Below are 18649 nucleotides of genomic sequence, written 5' to 3'. Positions count from 1 at the left end.
CTGGTTTTTGGGAAAAAAAGATGAAAGTATTGCTGCTATCGCCACTTCCTCCGCCAGTTGGAGGTATAGCTACGTGGACAGGTCTTGCCCTAAATGCGGCGGAGTTAGATGAAGAGATAGCCGTTGAACTTCAAGATACTGCTGTGAAGGGGCGTTCAGTAATCGCACCATCATTGGTTGGTAAGGTGGTTATCGGTGGTGCCCAGGCTGTAATGATCGCAATTTCTTTTTTGTGGCGATGTGTTGCGCGTAGACCTAACGTAATTCATCTTTGTACTCCTACTGATTTAGGGCTTGTACGTGACATAGTGTTGGTCGCAATTGCCCGAGCCTTATTTATTCCCGTGGTCGTACATTTTCATCGAGGCAAAGTCCCTGACTATCCCGAGTTGATGAGTCGTCAGGGTTCGTTTGAGGCTTTGTTGGTTCGAGCAATTATTTATTTGTCGCACAGAGTTATCGTCCTTAATGATCCAGCCTTAGTGGCTTTGTCACCTTATGGCGGTTCTAAACTGACGATCCTGGCAAATATGGTCGACTGTTCGGAGAAGACTTTGCGTACAACTCCACTCGTTAAGAGAGATAGCACCGCGACGCATGTTTTGTTTGTTGGTCATGTTGTTGAGCGGAAAGGAATTTTGGATCTAGTCTCCGCATGCATCTCCTTGCGAGAAAGCTCATTGGATATAAGGTTGAAAGTCGTCGGCCCTTATGTGGACGAATTTAGAGACAGAATTCTTGAGTTGGCTGGCGCCTCCACGGGATCAGGTACCGACTGGCTTGAATTTACAGGAAGCTGTGGGCCGGATAAAGTTAAGGACGAAATGAAGAGGGCCGATATTTTTTGCTTGCCAAGTTATGCTGAAGGATTTCCATATGTAATTCTGGAGGCAATGGCTGTTGGTCTTCCTATTATTTCCACTCAGGTTGGTGCTATGCCACAGGCACTCGCTGACGGTGCTGGGGTTTGTATTCAGCCTGGTGATGTTGGCGCACTCGCTAGTGAGATAGGGCGGTTGTCCGTAAGTAATCAAGATGCTTTTTTAATGGGACTCCGCGCTCATGAAAAATGCAAGAAGCTTTATTCATCATCGGCTATTTTTGGGCGCCTGAAAGATGAGTGGCGTCGAGTTGCTAAAGTTTAATAGTTTGATGCTTGGTGATGGTAATGAAAGATTCTAGCCGTGGTGGCAACCTTAATCCTGCGGGTGTGTCGCTATTTCGTCTTGTTTGGGAAGATCTTCAGACTCATCGGTGGGATCCTTTGTCGCAAGGGTTTTGGGCTTTGCTCTCTCATCGAGTTGGGAATGCGTGTAGTGATATTAGAGTTCCAGTGTTTGCCATTTTATTTAGAGTCCTTTTTCGGCTTTCGACTCGTTTCGTGGAGTGGTTTTGTGGGATAACAATATTGCATTCAACGCGTATCGGGCGACGCGTAAGAATTTGGCATCATAGTGGGATTGTAATAAACGCGGAAGTTGTGGGGGATGATGTTGTAATTAGACAGAACACAACTATTGGTGAGATTGTGGGTAAGGTGGGTCGTCCTGTAATTGGTGATGGTGTAGATATTGGGTGTGGTGCAGTAATTCTCGGGCCTGTTTGTATTGGGCGAAATGCGTTTATTGGTGCGAATGCTGTTGTTTTATCAAATGTTCCAGATGATGCGGTTGCGGTTGGTGTGCCTGCGAGGGTGATTGCAAAGAAGGCCTAGCTGACGAGTTTTTTGCTTTTTGGTATGAAGAAGATAAGTTAACGTTATATGGATTCCAAGATACAAGATCTCTCGTTGTTTGTGATGCCGACCGGTTTTCGGGGGCGCTCCGCACTAATCGTGCAGCTTTGGTGGTTTGTCCAGGCAACACTCTTTAGATGGTCTCCTCAGTTTGCATACGGGTTTAGACGTGCTCTTTTGAGGTTTTTTGGCGCAGATATTGGACTTGGGGTTATTGTCCGTCCATCTGTCACCATCACTTATCCATGGAAGGTGACAATTGGTGACCATGCTTGGGTTGGTGATGATGTTGTGCTGTATAGCTTGGGCGAGATATCTATTGGGAAAAACTCAGTAGTTTCTCAGCGAAGCTATATATGTGCTGGCGATCATGATTATTCTAATCCAAAGTTTCCCATTCGAGCTTTGCCGGTAGTTATTGGTCCTCAGAATTGGATTGCAACGGATGTTTTTGTTGCGCCAGGAGTCTCTATTGGGGCGGGGAACGTTGTGGGCGCACGAAGTTCCGTTTTTAGCGATTTGCCGGACGGCATGGTTTGTTTGGGCTCTCCTTGTCGACCTATCAAACCACGCGTTGTTAAGGATTATTGATGAGAGTGTTGATCTATACGCTCAACTACGAGCCAGAGCTAACAGGTATCGGAAAATACTCAGGTGAGATGGCAAGCTGGCTTGCTGAAAATGGCCATGACGTGCGTGTTGTTACAAGCTTTCCTTACTATCCTCAATGGCATATCCAAGAGGGGTATTCGGCGAGATGGTACATTGATGAGGTTAAAGGGCGGGTGGCTTTGACTCGCTGCCCTTTGTGGGTCCCCGCAAAGCCAGGTGGCCTCAAACGACTGCTACATCTTGCTAGTTTTGCGCTTACGAGTTTTCCAGCTCTTCTACGCCAGTTTTTTTGGAGGCCAGATGTCGTTTGGGTTGTTGCTCCTGCCTTTTTCTGTGTGCCAGGTGCTTTGTTGGCTAGTCGCCTATGCGGTGCGAAGGCGTGGTTGCATATTCAGGATTATGAAGTCGATGCCGCTTTTGATCTTGGAATGCTAAAGGGAGAGCGACTAAAACGAACTGCCCTTTCTGTCGAGCGATGGCTGCTAAGGGGGTTTGACCGGTTTTCCACAATTTCGCATCGGATGCATCAACTTGCACTTAGCAAAGGGGTGGCGATTGAAAAGGCCGTGCTCTTTCCCAACTGGGTTGATCTGGATGCAATTACATCCACTCAGCAGGACACTGGACGAAGTGGCTATCGCTCTGAGTTGAATATTCCTGATGACTCTGTTGTGGCGCTTTACTCTGGAAATATGGGCGCAAAACAAGGTTTGGAAATTTTGGCCGAGGCTGCAAGTCGGTTGAAGAGTCAGGAAGGCTTGCATTTTATTTTCTGTGGTAACGGTGCCGGGCGTGCTGATCTTGAGAAGCGAGCATCGGGCTTACCTAATGTGCGATTTTTGGATCTGCAACCGCTTGAACGTCTTGGTGAGTTGCTGGGTACTGCAGATATCCATCTTCTGCCACAGCGAGGTGATGCTGCTGATTTGGTGATGCCTTCAAAGCTCACGGGCATGCTGGCAAGCGGTAAAGCTGTTGTCGCCACGGCGCATGCAGGCACTGAAGTCGCGATGGTTGTCGACGGCTGTGGTCTAGTAGTTCCACCTGAGGAGCCTGTTGCGTTCTCGGAAGCGATTCTGCGTCTTGCCCAGGATAGGGAATTGCGTGACAGATTTGGAAAAGCTGGGCGAGTTTATGCAGAGCAGCATCTGGATCGAAATGCGGTACTTCGCAGTTTCGAGGCAGAGCTGAAACGGTTAATCGCAACTTGATGGGTGTTTGATGAACTTGAACGCAAAGATTTTTGTGGCTGGGCACCGCGGCATGGTGGGTTCTGCCATCGTTCGGCGTTTGGCCGAAAAGGGATACAGCAATGTTGTAGTTCAGTCTCGATCTGAACTTGATTTGCTCGATCATGCTGCTGTAAATGTATTTATGGCTGCTGAGAAGCCTGACTACGTTTTTGTCGCTGCAGCTAAAGTCGGTGGGATTCTGGCCAATAATCTATACCGGGGCCAGTTTATCTACGAGAACCTGACTATTCAGAACAACCTGATCCACAGTGCGCACGCTGCTGGCGTTCAGCGGTTGATGTTTCTGGGGTCCAGTTGCATTTATCCGAAGCTCGCACCGCAGCCGATCAAGGAAGAGTATCTGCTTACCGGCCTGCTTGAGCCGACCAATGAGCCTTACGCCATCGCCAAGATTGCTGGCATAAAGATGTGCGAGGCTTATAACGCTCAATACGGTCGACAGTACGTGAGTGTGATGCCCACCAATCTTTATGGGCCTAACGACACTTACGATCTCAACAATAGTCACGTTTTGCCTGCGCTGATTCGCAAGTTCCATCTGGCCAAGCTAGCCCAGTCCGGTGATGTTGCAGATATTGTTGAAGATGAGCACCGGTACGGGACGATTCCTGCGGACATTCTTCAATCGCTTGGGTTGGAAAGGAATGATGCTGGTGAGCTTGCCAAGGTTGGAGCTCCCGGCCCCGTGCTGCTTTGGGGAACAGGTACACCGAAGCGTGAGTTTCTGTATGTGGACGACCTCGCGGCAGCCTGTGTGCATCTTATGGAAAGCGGCTACGACGGCCCCTTGGTGAACATAGGTGTTGGTGACGATGTGACTATTCGGGAATTGGCCGAGGTCGCGAAAGCTGCCGTTGGATATTCGGGCGATGTGAATTTCGATTCGACCAAGCCAGATGGCACTCCCCGCAAGTTGCTGGATGTCGGTCGCCTCAAGTCCTTGGGCTTCGAGGCGAGTATGTCGCTGACGAATGGAGTTAGCCTCGCCTACGCAGATTATCTTAAGGGCAGGTGATTTTTTAATCGCTGCTCAAGCATCAAAATCAGTTCTTCAGGAGTGAGATTTAATGAAAGTCACGGTTATTGGTTCGGGCTACGTGGGCCTTGTTTCAGGTGCGTGTCTGGCTGATGTTGGTAACGACGTCCTTTGTCTCGACGTCGATCCCGCCAAAATCAAGATTCTTACGGATGGTGGTATTCCCATTCATGAGCCGGGTCTTCAGGAAATGGTTCGTCGCAATGTTGACGCGGGCCGTTTGTCTTTTACGACGGATGTCGAGAAGGCTGCCAAGTACGGCGCCATCCAGTTCATTGCTGTAGGCACGCCGCCGGATGAAGACGGTTCTGCCGATCTTAAATACGTTCTTGCTGCAGCCCGCAACATTGGCAAGCACATGGACGGTTATCGGGTGATCGTCGACAAGTCGACCGTGCCGGTTGGTACTGCCGACAAGGTGCATGCTGCCATTGCTGAAGAGTTGGCCTCCCGTGGTGAAGCACTTGAATACAGCGTGGTGTCCAATCCCGAGTTCCTGAAAGAAGGGGCTGCGATTGATGACTTTATGCGGCCGGACCGGATTGTGGTTGGTGCCGACGACGAGAAGGCCATTGAGCTGATGCGTTTGTTGTACGCGCCGTTCCAGCGCAATCACGACAAGCTGGTGTTCATGGATGTTCGTTCGGCGGAACTTACCAAGTACGCTGCCAATGCGATGCTGGCGACACGGATCAGCTTTATGAACGAGCTGGCCAACCTGGCTGAAGCGCTGGGCGCTGATGTGGAGCTGGTGCGCCAGGGGATCGGTAGCGACCCGCGTATTGGTCGACACTTCCTCTACTCGGGCTGCGGTTATGGCGGTTCCTGTTTCCCCAAGGATGTGAAGGCTCTCATCCAGACGGCCAATCAGGCTGGGGTAGAGGTCAAGGTATTGACTGCGGTGGAAGAAGCCAATGACTCCCAGAAGCATGTGTTGATCGAGAAGATCATCAAGCGTTTTGGGGAAGATTTGAGCGGCAAGCGTTTTGCCATGTGGGGGCTGGCTTTCAAGCCGGATACCGATGACATGCGCGAAGCGCCGAGCCGGGTGATGATCGATGCGCTTCTGAAGCGCGGCGCTACGGTTACGGCCTACGATCCCGTGGCGATGCCGGAGGCGGAGCGCATTTTTGGTAATGAATCGCGGCTTACCTATGCAGGGCGTCCGATGAGTGCACTTGAAGGTGCCGATGCGCTGTTGATCGTTACGGAGTGGAAGGAATTCCGCAGCCCTGATTTCGATGTGATCAAGAGCCGCCTTCGTGCACCGGTGATTTTCGATGGCCGGAATATGTATGAGCCGGCGCATGTGAAGGCTCAGGGCATCGAGTATTTCGCCATCGGTCGCAAGTAAGTTGTTGTCATCCATGTGTCGGACACTCGTTCGACACATGGTCCTGTGCGGCTCGTTCGTCTGACCATTCCCCCTAATTTGGATTTTGCCGGTATGCCTAATACCAATGCCCCCGCCTGGAAGGCGCTTGCTGCTCATCGCGACCAGTCCGCTGGTGTCCACCTGCGCGATCTTTTTGCCGCTGACCCGGAGCGCTTTTCCCGCTTTTCTGTTGGCCTTGAAGGTTTGCTCGTCGACTTTTCAAAGCAGCGTATCGATGCGCAGACGCTGAAGCACTTGATTGATCTGGCCGAAACGGCGCGTTTGGCGGAATGGCGTGATCGCCTGTTTTCCGGCGACAAGATCAATTTCAGCGAGAAGCGGGCGGTGTTGCATCCGGCTTTGCGCAATCTCAAGCTCGGTGCCTTTCCGTCTGTCGAAGACGATGTGATGCCCGAGGTGCGGGCGGTGCGCGCCCAGATGCGCACTTTCTCCGAGAAGGTGCGCGGGGGCTTGTGGCGGGGGTTTTCGGGGGAGGCGATCCGCGATGTGGTGAATATCGGGATTGGTGGTTCCGACCTGGGGCCGAAGATGGTGGTGCGCTGCCTGTCGGCTTACCAGCGCGCGGGCATGCGTCTGCATTTCGTCTCCAACGTCGACAGCGCGCACATGGCGAAGCTGTTTGAAATGCTGGACCCGCGCACCACGCTGTTCGTGGTGGCGAGCAAGACTTTCAGCACCCAGGAAACCATGCTCAATGCCCACACGGCCCGCGAGTGGTTGTGCGCGGCGGCGGGTGAGGATTGCGCGCGGGCGCTGCCCCTGCATTTTGTGGCGGTGACGTCGGATGTGACGCGGGCGGCGGCCTTTGGTCTGCCCGAGGCCAATGTCTTCAAGATCTGGGATTGGGTGGGGGGGCGCTATTCCCTGTGGTCGGCGGTGGGTTTGCCGATTGCGCTGTCCATCGGCATGAACGGTTTCGAGCGTTTGCTGGCCGGGGCGCAGGCGATGGACACGCATTTCCGCGAGGCGCCGTTCGAGAAGAATCTGCCGGTGTTGATGGCGCTGATCGGCATCTGGAACACCAACTTTCTGGGGGCGGCCACCAGTGCGGTGCTGCCGTATCACGAGTCCCTGCGCTTTTTGCCGTCGTTCTTGCAGCAGTTGGAGATGGAATCCAACGGCAAGACGGTGGGGCGCGACGGTCAGGCCTTGTCCTGTCAGGCCAACCCCATCGTGTGGGGGGAGATCGGCTCGAACGGGCAGCACGCTTTCTTCCAGTTGCTCCACCAGGGCGGCTGGCTGGTGCCCAGCGATTTCATCGCCAGTGCGCAGAGCGACTTCCCCCTGCCGGGTCACCAGGCACCCCTGATGGCCAACTTCCTCGCCCAGAGCGCCGCACTGGCCTTTGGCAAGACCGAACAGGAAGCGCGTGCCGAACTGGAAGCGGCGCAAGTGCCGTCCGAACAGATTGCTTCGCTGCTGCCGCACAAGGTTTTTGCCGGCAACCAGCCTTCCACCACCATCATCCTGCCCCGCCTCGACCCCTACCACCTGGGCATGCTGCTGGCGCTGTATGAACACAAGGTGTTCGTGCAGGGCGTGATCTGGGGGATCAACTCTTTCGACCAGTGGGGGGTAGAGCTGGGCAAACAGTTGGCCGGCCGTTTGCTGCCGGCGCTGACGGGGGAGACCGGGACGGACGGTCTGGATCAATCCACCCGCGCATTGATCGCCTGGTGCCGGGAATACGGCGACTTTTAACAGCGGGTTTTGTGGGTGAGGGTTTTGTGGGTCGGAGGTTTTGTGGGTCGGACTTCAGTCCGACATCACGCGCTCAGCCTCCGCGTCGGACTAAAGTCCGACCCACAGGGGCGGCATGCGATGGTTTTGTGGGTCGGACTTCAGTCCGACAACATCACGCGCCCAGCCTCCGCGTCGGACTAAAGTCCGACCCACAGGGGCGGTAAGCGATGTTTTTGTGGGTCGGACTTCAGTCCGACAACAGCACGCGCCCAGCCTCCGTGTCGGACTAAAGTCCGACCCACAGGGGCGGCAGGCGATGTTTTTGTGGGTCGGACTTCAGTCCGACAACAGCACGCGCCCAGCCTCCGCGTCGGACTAAAGTCCGACCCACAGGGGCGGCAGGCGATGTTTTTGTGGGTCGGACTTCAGTCCGACAGCAGCACGGTCCCAGCCTCCGCGTCGGACTAAAGTCCGACCCACAGGGGGCGGCAGGCGATGTTTTTGTGGGTCGGACTTCAGTCCGACAACATCACGCGCTCAGCCTCCGCGTCGGACTAAAGTCCGACCCACAGGGGCGGCAGGCGATGTTTTTGTGGGTCGGACTTCAGTCCGACAGCACGGGTCCAGCGAGGGGAGTCGGACTAAAGTCCGACCCACGGGGCAAGCCTTCCAGTTTGCCCTGCCTGCCTTTCTTTGCTTACCTTGCTCAGCTTGCGCTTCTGGGCTATGGTTCAGGCATGTCAGGAAAAGCTATCTTCCGTTCGCTTTTGAGTGCCAGGTCTGAGACGTCCAGCGCAGAGTCCAGGCGTGCTTATCCGCATCATGGTTTGCCCGGGAAGGTCGTACAGGGGCGAGTACGGCCTATGCATACCGTCATCATGGTGAATGGCCGGTTTGTCAGAGCCGCAGATTTTGAGATGGCCCAGGTACTGAGCCTGAAGGAAGCGCTGGCGTGCGAAGTCATAGAGTTGCACGAGGCAATCAATGCCCTTCGGGAAGACTACGAGAATCTCGCCCTCGGCTACTTATCCCTTGTCGATAGAACATCATCTGATGCCCAACACGGCGCATCTGCATCCAGCAAGGCGCTACAGAATGAGCCCGACGATCAAGCGTGGAGCGCGTTACTGGGGCAGGGCGAGTCGGTTCGCACAGGGTGGGTAAGGGATGGGTTGTTGGTTTCTTCGGTGGTGTTGGCCGAGGCTTGGGGGCGTAGTCGCCAGGCGCTGGAGTATGCCGCCAAGAGAGGCGAGCTGTTTTCCATCAAAGTTGGCAAGAACCGCTTCTACCCCACCGTTTTCACGAGGCTTGAGGCCGAGGCTGTCAAGGCGGTGTGCTTGAAGCTTAAAGGCGAGGATGCCGTTGCAAAGTTCGTGTTCTGGGGCAAGAAGCATGGCGGCCTCGGAGGCTTGACCCCTTCCGAGGCAATCTCCGTCGGGCAACTGGACAATGTTGTTCGTCTGGCGGAAGCGTGGTCAGCCGAGCGTGGATTGACTGCTTGATAGTAGAGTCGGACTAAAGTCCGACCCACAGGGGCGGCCGGCGATGGTTTTGTGGGTCGGACTTCAGTCCGACAACCTCACGCGTTCAGCCAGTAGAGTCGGACTAAAGTCCGACCCACGGGGGCGACAGCGGTGTTTCCCCAGCCAATCAGACTCTTTACAGACTGGACGCCCGAATAGTTAAGCCGCGAAGCAATCATATAAGCAGCACCATGCCCACAAATGGAAACGGAGCCCACAGGCTCCGTTTCTGGAAAAGGGATTCTAGTCAGGCAGCTTTGACGCGGATAGGCATTGTGACCGGCTTTGCATTTGGGTTTATGGGCTTCAGCGTACCGGCGCGGTGTGCAGCCTCAAGCTTGGTCACCAGACGACGCGCGCTCACCATCTTGGCTGCCGCCAGGCTCGGGTCAATTCGTCGTTCGTTGGTAGCCATAAAAGCCTCCTTCATCCACATTAATGTCGAGTATAGGGGCGAACCCGGCCTCGGCACAAGTCGACCGATTCCTCAAAAATGTTCGGGAATAGAACTTCTCTAGCCGGGCGTTTTCTGGCTTGAACAGGTACTGTCGAATGGCTGGCATCTGCTCGGCATGCACCAAAATGGCCGAAATCAGCAGGCGGCCAAACTGGAAAATTTGACGGGGGTCTTCGAGCTTCCAGGCCGTCGGATCAAAGATGGTGTCCTGGTCCGCAGCATCCGCGCGCAAGAACTTGACTAGGCGATGCTGCTCGGCCGGGATAAAACCACCTGACCAGGTCGCCGCCATCTGGTGGGCGAATGCCACATCGCCATCAAAATCGTGCACGATGTTCGTGAAGAAGACCAGATACCTTGTGGTCAGGAACTGAATGGGCACAACTTCGACATCGGTTTCTACTTCGAAAGGGATGCCTCGCCAAGCGGCAGGTTCAGTAGGGGCCTCAGCGAACAACTCACTGAGTAGCTCTTCATTGATGTGCCAAAGCAAACCGAATCCTCGTAACAAAGTTCTTTGTCATTTTACATGGCCGACAGCCACTTCGTGGTAGGTACATCAGGGTGAAGCGGTTGAAGCCCACCGTGTCGTGTGGGTCGGACTTCAGTCCGACAACCTCACGCGCTCAGCCTCCGCGTCGGACTAAAGTCCGACCCACAGGGGCGGCAGGCGATGTTTTTGTGGGTCGGACTTCAGTCCGACATCACGCGCTAAAACGATACGGCTGGGCTTACGGTACATCGAGCCATTGATCGAATCCCTCTTCCGGGAACAGTCGACAAAGCTGCGCCATTCCATGGCCGGCACGTGAGGACCAGCCTTTTCCTCGCGATACCAGATCCTCCCATGCCTCCTCGACGTCCCAGGGGCGTGCTGCCTTCAGTGCAGACAAAAGCATGCCGGCCTGCATCAGATCTTTGTGCGTCTTAACCTGGAAGGCGCCCTCTCTCAAGGTGACAACAATCAGTTTGTGCAGGGCGTAGCGCGCTGGATGCGGCACATTGACAATGACCGCCTGATCGCCACAAATCAGCGCAGATTGTTGAATGTTTTCAAGAGAGTACTCCATGAATTTAAGCGGCTGCAGCGTGACATGGAGATCTGGATGTTCATAAGGCGTTTCGCCATCTCGCCCGACGGGGGTCAGAAAATCAAGCCTGAATTCCTTTTCGCTTGGAATGAGATAAGCACCGCCCGTTTTTCCACCAAGACCGGAAACCGGCAAGAATCCCATTTCGAGTGACTGAATCGCCTCGTGCGTTTGCACTGTCATGCCGACATCAAGGACCAGGGAGATGTTCTTTCCGGCATCTTCCTCCCCCCATTTCAAGCCCAGCATGTTGCCGTACGACAAAAATGCATGGGTGCCAATGAGCAAGCCGCCTGCGCGGAAAAACCCGTATTCGGCAAGGCGCCGAAGCACTTTGAAATGCCGAGGTAAAACCTGGGCGTTTCCCAAAGCCACGGCAGATCGCACGAGAGGCCCAAGCGACTCGGACGACGAAGCCTCTCGTGACTTGGCCACCAGGGCCCGCACAGCATCATTGTCAGGGCCGACAAACAGCTGACGACGGGCGCCGGATGGCTCTGAAAACTGGTAGTACCAGTATTTTCGGCTCTTGATGGTTTTTGGAACGAAGGTGCCTGGCAAATCAGACACTGATCGCATCACATCGGCAGAGAGCGCAACCTCAACGACCTGGGCGAAAGCGGTTTGAGCGGTGAGTGAAAGTGATGTGGATTTCATGCGGTTATACTCACTTTTGTGTTTGATGAGTATAGCCAATGGTCACCGCATCATGTGGACCAAGGTTCTGTGGGTCGGACTTCAGTCCGACAACAGCACGCGCTCAGCCAGCGAAGTCGGACTAAAGTCCGACCCACAGGGGCGGTAGGCGGAGGTTTTGTGGGTCGGACTTCAGTCCGACAACATCACGCGCTCAGCCTCCGCGTCGGACTAAAGTCCGACCCACAGGGGCGGCCGGCGGTGTTTTTGTGGGTCGGACTTCAGTCCGACAGCACGCGCCCAGCCAGCGAAGTCGGACTAAAGTCCGACCCACAGGGGCGGCAGGCGATGTTTTTGTGGGTCGGACTTCAGTCCGACAACAGCACGGGTTCAGCGAGGGGAGTCGGACTAAAGTCCGACCCACAGGGGGCGGCAGGCGGTGTTTTTGTGGGTCGGACTTCAGTCCGACATCACGCGCTCGATACCTGCTGTCGCTCCCACGCCGTGAATTCCGATGGGCGCAGGCCGTAGCGTGCCAGTACGCCTTCATGCAGGCGTCGCAGTTCTTCCACGATCAGGGCTTTGACATTGGTTTGTTCTGCCTTGGGGACTTGGGCGAAAACCGCTGCGTCGATCAGCGACAAGCCGTCCTGCTCGGGGTGCATCACGACATCATGGATGGTCTGTCTGATCAGTTCCCGCCAGGCCAGGCGTAGTGGGTCCGGCTCGACCAGTTCCTGCTTGATGGCCAGGTATTCCTGGGTCGAGCGCTCGTAGGCCCACACATACAGATCACGCAGCAATTCCACCCGCGTCATTTCATAAACGCCCAGGGTGGCGCGGTTGTAGGCTTCTTCGGGCACGTCGAGAAAGGTCAGCGGGCACAGGTTGGCCCGGAACAAGGGCAGGTTGGCCGCCAGTCGGGAGGTGCGCTTGTTGATGTCGGCAAAGGGCTGCAGGTAGGGCAAATGCACCATCACAAAAAACGACTGCTCGAAGGGGTCGCTGATCTGGTTCACCTTGTCCAGCAGGGTGTTTAACGCGCTATCGATCTGCGCCGATACCGACAGCGGGCGATACACGCTCATGCCGATATCCACCGCATGCAGGCGCAGCCGGCAGAGTCGGACTAAAGTCCGACCCACAGGGGCGGCCTGCGATGTTTTTGTGGGTCGGACTTCAGTCCGACAACGCGGGTTCAGCGGGCGAAGTCGGACTGAAGTCCGACCCACAACCGTCGGCGCTGCGGCCGTGCTCGATCAGCTCCCGGGTGTCCAGCCGGGAATACGTGTTGCCTTCCAGGTGGCTGGAGGCCCACGACAGATCAATCAGGAGGCGATTCAGAATCGCCCGGCTGTAGGTGCCGGCCGGGTCGCGGGCCTGGGCGGTGCGCCCCATTCTGTGCAACTGCTTGCGCAGGGGCTCGGAGAGATACCCGCTCACATTGGGTTGGTAACTGTCGAGGAAGTCTTGCTGGTAGCCAACTGGTTTGCGCGCCGGTATGGCTTGCTCGACGTAGGCCAGAATGTCGCGGCTATCGGCCGATATCGGGATGATGCCTGCCCAGGGGGGCGTCGCGGTGGTCGGGGTTTGCTGCGCAGTCGGCGGCCTGCTGCTGGCACCGCCTGCCCGGTAACGCCTCGCCCGGCCTTCGCCGTGTGCGCTGATGTGCCCCTCGGCGATCAACTGGCTGATCCAGCGCTGCGCCGTACGCCGCGCCACATCCGGGTGCTGCGTGAGCAACTCCGCCAGCGTCAAGCCCGCCCCGGAAGCCACCAACGTATCGACAAAATCGGCACGCGTCATCATGGCGCAGTTCTCGAATGAATATGGCGCGATTCTGGCGCAGTTTCACCAACCGCGCCAGCAGCGTCGGACTTCAGTCCGACAACTCACGGGTTCGGCGAGGGGAGTCGGACTTCAGTCCGACAACACGGGTTCAGCGAGGGGAGTCGGACTGAAGTCCGACCCACAACCGTCGGCGCTGCGGCCGTGCTCGATTAGCTCCCGGGTGTCCAGCCGGGAATAGGTGTTGCCTTCCAGGTGGCTGGAGGCCCACGACAGATCGATCAGCAGTGACGATGAAGACGCCTCTGATGTGACGAGCTGGTGCCAAAGTGACACCGCTCTTGATGGGCTGGTGTCAATATGGCACCATGTAAACTCATCAATAACAAAGGAAGGAAATCATGCGCTAGTGTTTCGTCGGTTTATTTTTATTTTTATTTCATAAAGAGAGGTTTTCAAATGGCCAACACTAGGTTGCTAGACGCAGCTTCCGTTAGCCGGGGGCGTATCACTGCCCGTGTTCCACAAAACGTCATTGAGGTGCTTGAGACCGCCGCGACAATGGTCGGCTCTACCCTCAATCAGTTCGTCACGCAGGCTGCGGTCGAGAAGGCGGAAAAGATCATCGAGAGCGAGAGAATCATCAGAATGTCGGCAGCAACAGCCACATGGTTCTTCGATCTCATCGACAACCCACCTCCACCTTCACCTGCGCTGGCAAAAGCATTTGAGCGTTATCACGCTAGAAAAATAGAAAATGCAGGTTCAAATTCAACTTTTAACGTCAGCGCATGACAGAACCAACTTCACGTGCGGTGAAGCAGAACTAGAAAAATGGTTTAAGACGCAAGCCAGTCAGCAGCAAGGAAAAAATACGTCTAGGACGTTCGTCATCGTTGACGAAACGGCTCCGGCGGTTGTGCTCGGGTTTTACGCGCTAACAGTTTCAGAGGTCGACGGGAGCCTCTTGCCACTGCGGAAGCTGCCGGAGAAAGTACCCGTTATACGGCTCGCTCGCCTTGCAGTCAGGGACGATTTACAACGAACGGTTCACCGCCTTGGTGAAACCCTTTTATTGAACGCCGTAGAGCGGGCAGTCGAGATTTCAAGCTCGGGTGCTGGGGTTGCCATCGCCGTTGATGCCAAGCACGACAAGGCCGCGTCCTTCTATATGAAGTATGGGTTTCAACGCTCACCGGACAACCCTCTGATGCTGTTTCTCCCCATGTCCGCGTGCAGACAGCACGTTATGGCTGGGTGGCAATCGTAGCGGCGCGGTTTGGCGGGATTGCGTCCCTGCTGCCGCACAAAGTTTTTGCCGGCAACCAGCCTTCCACCACCATTATCCTGCCCTGCCTCGACCCCTACCATCTGACAACACGCGCTCAGCCAGCAGAGTCGGACTAAAGTCCGACCCACAGGGACGGCAGGCGGTGTTTTTGTGGGTCGGACTTCAGTCCGACAACATCACGGTCCCAGCCGGCCGAGTCGGACTAAAGTCCGACCCACAGGGGCGGCCGGCGATGGTTTTTGTGGGTCGGACTTCAGTCCGACAACACGCGCTCAGCCGGCAGAGTCGGACTAAAGTCCGACCCACAGGGGCGGCAGGCGAGGGGTTTTGTGGGTCGGACTTCAGTCCGACAACACGGGTTCAGCGAGAGGAGTCGGACTAAAGTCCGACCCACAGGGGCGGCAGGCGGTGGTTTTTGTGGGTCGGACTTCAGTCCGACAGCACGGGTTCAGCGAGGGGAGTCGGACTGAAGTCCGACCCACGGGTTCGCGTCTCAGGCTTCGGCGGGTTCGTCGATTTGGGCGAGTTTGGCGGGGGGGGTGCGTTTGGCGAGGTATTCGCTGAACTCCTTGCGCACTTCCGGGTGGCGCAGGGCGAGTTCGACGGTGGCTTTCAGGTAGCCGAGCTTGGAGCCGCAGTCGTAGCGCACGCCGCGGAACTGATAGGCCAGCACTTGTTCTTTCTGGAGCAGGGTGGCGATGGCGTCGGTGAGTTGCAGTTCGCCGCCGGCACCGGGCTTGATGGCGCGCAGGTGGTCAAAGATGGAGCTGGTCAGGATGTAGCGCCCCACGACGGCTTGCGTGGAGGGGGCGACTTCGGGCTTCGGCTTTTCGACAATGCCCAGCACCTTTTGCGTGGTGCCGCTGTTTTCGGCGGTTTCGACGATCCCGTATTGCCGGGTTTCTGCGCGGGGGACGTTCATCACACCCAGCACCGAGCAGCGGTTGTATTCATACACATCGACCATCTGCTTCATGATCGGAGCGTGGCCAATGCCGTCCAGCAAGTCGTCGGCCAGCAAAACCGCAAACGGTTCATTGCCGATGACCGGCGCCGCGCACAGCACGGCGTGGCCCAGGCCCAGCGCTTCGGGCTGACGGATGTAGATGCAATTTACATTGTCGGGGACGGTTTCGCGGACGATGCGCAGCAGTTCGTCCTTGCCGCGCGCTTCCAGCTCGGTTTCCAGTTCATAGGCCTTGTCGAAGTGATCTTCGATGGCGCGCTTCGAGCGGCCGGTGATGAAGATGAGATCCGTCACGCCGGCAGCCACCGCTTCTTCAACCGCATACTGGATCAGCGGTTTGTCGACGATGGGCATCATTTCCTTGGGGCTCGCCTTGGTGGCCGGGAGGAATCGACTGCCAAGACCTGCGACGGGAAAGACGGCTTTGGTAACGCGCTTCATGAAAGTTCCTTGTTAAACGAAATGGGTACGGAGCCGCTTCAAACGAGCCCGATTTATGAGATCGGAATCTTACCATCGACTATGTGAATATTTGTAGCGGATGCTTGAAGCATGCTCCGGACCGCCCCTTGCAGGGCGGCCTGCCTGGGTCAGGTGCCGACGGCAACGCTGATCACGTCGCTCCAGTTGCCGACCTGTTCGTCACGCAGGCGGTAGATGGCCTTGTATTTCCACAGGGCGGCCGAGGCGGGGCTGACGGTGGTGTCGGTGAAGTTGGGGTCGGTGGTCACGGTGTAGAAGTGGAAGCCTTTGTCGTCGCCCCGGTCGGCCCACACTTCGATGGAATCGGCGGTGCCCTTGGACCACTGGAGGGTAGGGCGGCCGGCGGTGAGGCTGATGTCGATGACGGGTTTCCAGCTGCTCGGGTCGACGATCTGGGTGGTGCCGACGATGTTGAGATCCTGCCCGATGGCGTCGGAGTAGTTGCGGGCGGTTTTGATGCGCGCAATCAGCCCGCTGAGGCGCGGAATGATGCCAAGGGGCACGGCCTGTGCCGGGGCGGGCAGGTTGGCGGCTTGCGGGTAGGCGGTGGTGCCGGTGCCGCCGTCGCGCTGCAGGTTCTTGAATGCCGTCCACAGGCGGGCGTTGGCCTGCACCACGTTGTAGGCGCTGAGGGTGTAGCGCAAGGCGGCGGCATCGGCCTGCAGGCTGGTGATGTCGACGGCGCTGATTTCGAGCAGGTCGGCGTAGATGGGCAGGCGGGTTGCCAGATGTTCGAGCAGTTCTGCCTTGCCGCTGTCGTCCTTGGGCATGTAGTAGCTTTTGGCCATCCTTTGTCTCCTTTGTGGTGCTTCCTGGTTGAAAAATCGGTGTGCGTCGTAGTGTTGTATTTGCCTGGAAAGCCGCGCCGGGAGTGGCTTTGCGGGGTTTTTCAGGGGGCGCCGGGCGGTGTTTTTTTGGGCCCAAAAAATTAATTGTTCACATGAAAAAAATCTTTCTTCATATGAAGAACATGTTTTGTCATGTGCTGGAACCTGTTTGGCACGTGGCCAACGGTTTTTGTCACGTCACGAAATGATTTTGTGACGTGACAAAATGCTGTGGTGATGTGCTTGCTGGTGGTTTTGATATGAATAGGATCATGTTTAATATGAGAAAAAATGTTCTTCATATGGCAAGTCGATTTTTTTTTGGCGCAATGTTAGTGCGGCTTTGGTGGGGATGTAAAGGCCGGATGAAAAAATCCTCTTTATGCGTTGTGGAAGCCTTTCCCCGCGCCCCGGGATGGATCTAGAATGCCGCCCCATGAATGCAAACATCATCCATCACGGCGCTTTTCACGGGGTCACGGGTTCGTGTCACCAGTTGTTCATCGATGAGGTCAATAGCCTGCTGATCGACTGCGGCTTGTTCCAGGGCGCCGAGACTGCGCCGGACGGGCAGTCGGGGGCCGACCGCCTGGAGATCGGCTTTGCGCTGGAGGGGGTGCGGGCGCTGGTGGCCACCCACGTGCACATCGACCACGTGGGGCGCATTCCGTGGTTGCTGGCGGCGGGCTTCAAGGGGCCGATCTATTGCAGCGAGCCGTCGGCCAAACTGTTGCCGGTGGTGCTGGCCGATGCCTTTGCGGTGGGCGTGACCCGCGACAAGCGCCTGGTGGCGCGTTATCTCAAGATGGTCGAGGCGCGCATCCGGCCGCTGCCGTGGCGCACCTGGCACACGGTGTATGCCGGCCCCAGGGGCACCTGCCGGATCCGCTTGCAGCGGGCCGGGCACATTCTGGGGTCGGCGTATGTCGAATGCGATCTGACGCGGCCCGGTGGCGAGCGTCTGCGGGTGCTCTTCTCCGGCGATCTGGGGGCGCCCCATGCACCCATGCTGCCGGCCCCCAAGCCGCCGTGGACGGCGGATGTGGTGGTGCTGGAGAGCACCTACGGCGACAGCATCCATGAAAACCGCGCCACCCGCCGCGACCGTCTGCAGGCGGTGGTCGAGCGGGCGCTGGGCAACGGCGGTACGGTGATCGTGCCGGCCTTCAGCATCGGCCGCACGCAAGAGCTGCTCTACGAGTTCGAGGACATTCTGTACCGGCAGCGCCAGCGCCCCGGCCCCCATGCAGCGCAGTGGGCCAGGCTGCGCTTCTACCTCGATTCACCCCTCGCCGGGCGCTTCACCCAGTTGTACCGCGAGCTGCAGCCCTTCTGGGACGCCGAGGCCCTGGCCCGCGTGCGGGCAGGGCGCCAGCCGCTGGCCTTTGACCAACTGGTGGCCATCGACGAGCATGCCGACCACGAGGCGAATGTGCGCCGCCTGTCCCGCAGCGGCGAGCCGGCGGTGGTGATCGCCGCCAGCGGCATGTGCGCCGGCGGCCGCGTGATGAACTACCTCAAGGCCATGCTCCACGATGAACGCCATGACGTGCTGTTTGTGGGCTACCAGGCCCGCGGCACCCCCGGCAGCGCCATCCAGAACTTCGGCCCGCGCGGCGGCTACGTGGACATCGACGGCGAACGCATCACCATCCGCGCCGGTGTCCATTCCCTCTCCGGCTACTCCGCCCACGCCGACCAGAACGACCTCGTCCGCTTCATCACCCGCATGCGCCACCTGCCCACCGAAGTCCGCCTCATCCACGGCGACACCGCCGCAAGACAAGCCCTCGCCCAACGCCTCCACCACGCCACCACCGGCCAACTCCGCATCCTCAACGCCGACTGACACCCCGCCGTCGGACTAAAGT

At 57.0% G+C, this 18649-nt stretch carries 18 protein-coding genes; 11 read left to right on the top strand and 7 right to left on the bottom strand.

The features are described from left to right. The first annotated feature begins 20 nt into the window (after positions 1–20). The 8 genes from ETQ85_RS23650 (at position 21) to ETQ85_RS23615 (ending at position 9217) form a co-directional block, all read left to right on the top strand. A complete protein-coding gene (locus ETQ85_RS23650) occupies positions 21–1145 on the top strand; it encodes a glycosyltransferase family 4 protein (protein ID WP_148581508.1) in 1125 nt (374 codons plus the stop codon). Positions 1146–1168: 23 nt separating this feature from the next. Beyond that, positions 1169–1714, top strand: a complete 546-nt coding sequence (locus ETQ85_RS27330; RefSeq protein WP_148581507.1) for a serine O-acetyltransferase — start codon at positions 1169–1171, stop codon at positions 1712–1714. 48 nt (positions 1715–1762) lie between these two features. Beyond that, entirely contained in the window at positions 1763–2326 is a 564-nt protein-coding gene (locus ETQ85_RS23640; RefSeq protein WP_148581506.1) for a putative colanic acid biosynthesis acetyltransferase, read from the top strand. Continuing rightward, positions 2326–3558 carry a glycosyltransferase WbuB gene (locus ETQ85_RS23635; RefSeq protein ID WP_148581505.1) on the top strand — a complete coding sequence of 411 codons (1233 nt, stop codon included), beginning with the start codon at positions 2326–2328 and terminating at the stop codon, positions 3556–3558. The genes ETQ85_RS23640 and ETQ85_RS23635 overlap by 1 nt, the downstream gene beginning before the upstream one ends. Positions 3559–3568: 10 nt before the next feature. Next, positions 3569–4615, top strand: coding sequence for a GDP-L-fucose synthase family protein (locus ETQ85_RS23630; RefSeq protein ID WP_148581504.1), 1047 nt, complete (start codon positions 3569–3571; stop codon positions 4613–4615). Between the two features lie 52 nt (positions 4616–4667). Further along, the gene (locus tag ETQ85_RS23625; RefSeq protein ID WP_148581503.1) at positions 4668–5990 is read left to right on the top strand and encodes a UDP-glucose dehydrogenase family protein; all 1323 of its coding nucleotides are present in this window, start codon (positions 4668–4670) and stop codon (positions 5988–5990) included. Positions 5991–6083: 93 nt separating this feature from the next. Continuing rightward, the gene (gene pgi, locus ETQ85_RS23620) at positions 6084–7733 is read left to right on the top strand and encodes a glucose-6-phosphate isomerase (RefSeq protein ID WP_148581502.1); all 1650 of its coding nucleotides are present in this window, start codon (positions 6084–6086) and stop codon (positions 7731–7733) included. Between the two features lie 845 nt (positions 7734–8578). Beyond that, entirely contained in the window at positions 8579–9217 is a 639-nt protein-coding gene (locus tag ETQ85_RS23615) for a hypothetical protein (protein ID WP_148581501.1), read from the top strand. A gap of 268 nt (positions 9218–9485) precedes the next feature. Here ETQ85_RS23615 and ETQ85_RS26415 read toward each other — a convergent pair whose 3' ends face one another. The 5 genes from ETQ85_RS26415 to ETQ85_RS23595 form a co-directional block, all read right to left on the bottom strand. Beyond that, entirely contained in the window at positions 9486–9653 is a 168-nt protein-coding gene (locus ETQ85_RS26415) for a hypothetical protein (protein WP_187394844.1), read from the bottom strand. Next, positions 9628–10188, bottom strand: coding sequence for a hypothetical protein (locus tag ETQ85_RS23610; RefSeq protein WP_148581500.1), 561 nt, complete (start codon positions 10186–10188; stop codon positions 9628–9630). Before ETQ85_RS23610 ends, ETQ85_RS26415 begins: the two co-directional genes overlap by 26 nt. Positions 10189–10426: 238 nt before the next feature. Further along, positions 10427–11443 carry a GSU2403 family nucleotidyltransferase fold protein gene (locus ETQ85_RS23605; RefSeq protein ID WP_148581499.1) on the bottom strand — a complete coding sequence of 339 codons (1017 nt, stop codon included), beginning with the start codon at positions 11441–11443 and terminating at the stop codon, positions 10427–10429. 449 nt (positions 11444–11892) lie between these two features. Next, positions 11893–12510: a Fic family protein gene (locus ETQ85_RS23600; protein WP_148581498.1), complete on the bottom strand. Its 618-nt coding sequence runs from the start codon at positions 12508–12510 to the stop codon at positions 11893–11895. A gap of 91 nt (positions 12511–12601) precedes the next feature. Next, on the bottom strand, positions 12602–13231 hold the full coding sequence (locus tag ETQ85_RS23595; RefSeq protein ID WP_222862280.1) for a Fic family protein: 630 nt from the start codon (positions 13229–13231) through the stop codon (positions 12602–12604). 438 nt (positions 13232–13669) lie between these two features. Between ETQ85_RS23595 and ETQ85_RS23585 the strand changes: the two genes are divergently transcribed. Together ETQ85_RS23585 and ETQ85_RS23580 are read left to right on the top strand one after the other, a co-directional pair. Continuing rightward, the gene (locus tag ETQ85_RS23585; protein ID WP_187394843.1) at positions 13670–14005 is read left to right on the top strand and encodes a type II toxin-antitoxin system TacA family antitoxin; all 336 of its coding nucleotides are present in this window, start codon (positions 13670–13672) and stop codon (positions 14003–14005) included. Further along, entirely contained in the window at positions 13968–14480 is a 513-nt protein-coding gene (locus ETQ85_RS23580; RefSeq protein WP_148581495.1) for a GNAT family protein, read from the top strand. Before ETQ85_RS23585 ends, ETQ85_RS23580 begins: the two co-directional genes overlap by 38 nt. A gap of 514 nt (positions 14481–14994) precedes the next feature. On the opposite strand, the gene galU is transcribed toward ETQ85_RS23580, so the two are convergent. Then, positions 14995–15909 carry a UTP--glucose-1-phosphate uridylyltransferase GalU gene (gene galU / locus ETQ85_RS23570; RefSeq protein ID WP_148581493.1) on the bottom strand — a complete coding sequence of 305 codons (915 nt, stop codon included), beginning with the start codon at positions 15907–15909 and terminating at the stop codon, positions 14995–14997. 149 nt (positions 15910–16058) lie between these two features. Further along, positions 16059–16739: a hypothetical protein gene (locus tag ETQ85_RS23565; protein ID WP_148581492.1), complete on the bottom strand. Its 681-nt coding sequence runs from the start codon at positions 16737–16739 to the stop codon at positions 16059–16061. 475 nt (positions 16740–17214) lie between these two features. Here ETQ85_RS23565 and ETQ85_RS23560 point away from each other — a divergent pair, with 475 nt between their 5' ends. Then, entirely contained in the window at positions 17215–18627 is a 1413-nt protein-coding gene (locus ETQ85_RS23560) for an MBL fold metallo-hydrolase RNA specificity domain-containing protein (RefSeq protein ID WP_148581491.1), read from the top strand. Positions 18628–18649: the final 22 nt, after the last annotated feature.

This window comes from Zoogloea oleivorans, assembly GCF_008107625.1.
GTDB lineage: Bacteria > Pseudomonadota > Gammaproteobacteria > Burkholderiales > Rhodocyclaceae > Zoogloea > Zoogloea oleivorans.
This window is presented reverse-complemented; position numbering and strand designations above follow the sequence as displayed.

Coding starts and splice junctions, on each gene's coding strand:
- ETQ85_RS23625 (WP_148581503.1), top strand. CDS start 4,668: ATGAAAGTCACGGTTATTGGTTCGGGCTACGTGGGCCTTGTTTCAGGT.
- ETQ85_RS23595 (WP_222862280.1), bottom strand. CDS start 13,231: ATGATGACGCGTGCCGATTTTGTCGATACGTTGGTGGCTTCCGGGGCG.
- ETQ85_RS23630 (WP_148581504.1), top strand. CDS start 3,569: ATGAACTTGAACGCAAAGATTTTTGTGGCTGGGCACCGCGGCATGGTG.
- ETQ85_RS23650 (WP_148581508.1), top strand. CDS start 21: ATGAAAGTATTGCTGCTATCGCCACTTCCTCCGCCAGTTGGAGGTATA.
- pgi (WP_148581502.1), top strand. CDS start 6,084: ATGCCTAATACCAATGCCCCCGCCTGGAAGGCGCTTGCTGCTCATCGC.
- ETQ85_RS27330 (WP_148581507.1), top strand. CDS start 1,169: ATGAAAGATTCTAGCCGTGGTGGCAACCTTAATCCTGCGGGTGTGTCG.
- ETQ85_RS23585 (WP_187394843.1), top strand. CDS start 13,670: ATGGCCAACACTAGGTTGCTAGACGCAGCTTCCGTTAGCCGGGGGCGT.
- ETQ85_RS23600 (WP_148581498.1), bottom strand. CDS start 12,510: ATGAGCGTGTATCGCCCGCTGTCGGTATCGGCGCAGATCGATAGCGCG.
- ETQ85_RS23565 (WP_148581492.1), bottom strand. CDS start 16,739: ATGGCCAAAAGCTACTACATGCCCAAGGACGACAGCGGCAAGGCAGAA.
- ETQ85_RS23605 (WP_148581499.1), bottom strand. CDS start 11,443: ATGAAATCCACATCACTTTCACTCACCGCTCAAACCGCTTTCGCCCAG.
- ETQ85_RS23615 (WP_148581501.1), top strand. CDS start 8,579: ATGCATACCGTCATCATGGTGAATGGCCGGTTTGTCAGAGCCGCAGAT.
- ETQ85_RS23580 (WP_148581495.1), top strand. CDS start 13,968: ATGCAGGTTCAAATTCAACTTTTAACGTCAGCGCATGACAGAACCAAC.
- galU (WP_148581493.1), bottom strand. CDS start 15,909: ATGAAGCGCGTTACCAAAGCCGTCTTTCCCGTCGCAGGTCTTGGCAGT.
- ETQ85_RS26415 (WP_187394844.1), bottom strand. CDS start 9,653: ATGGCTACCAACGAACGACGAATTGACCCGAGCCTGGCGGCAGCCAAG.
- ETQ85_RS23635 (WP_148581505.1), top strand. CDS start 2,326: ATGAGAGTGTTGATCTATACGCTCAACTACGAGCCAGAGCTAACAGGT.
- ETQ85_RS23640 (WP_148581506.1), top strand. CDS start 1,763: ATGGATTCCAAGATACAAGATCTCTCGTTGTTTGTGATGCCGACCGGT.
- ETQ85_RS23560 (WP_148581491.1), top strand. CDS start 17,215: ATGAATGCAAACATCATCCATCACGGCGCTTTTCACGGGGTCACGGGT.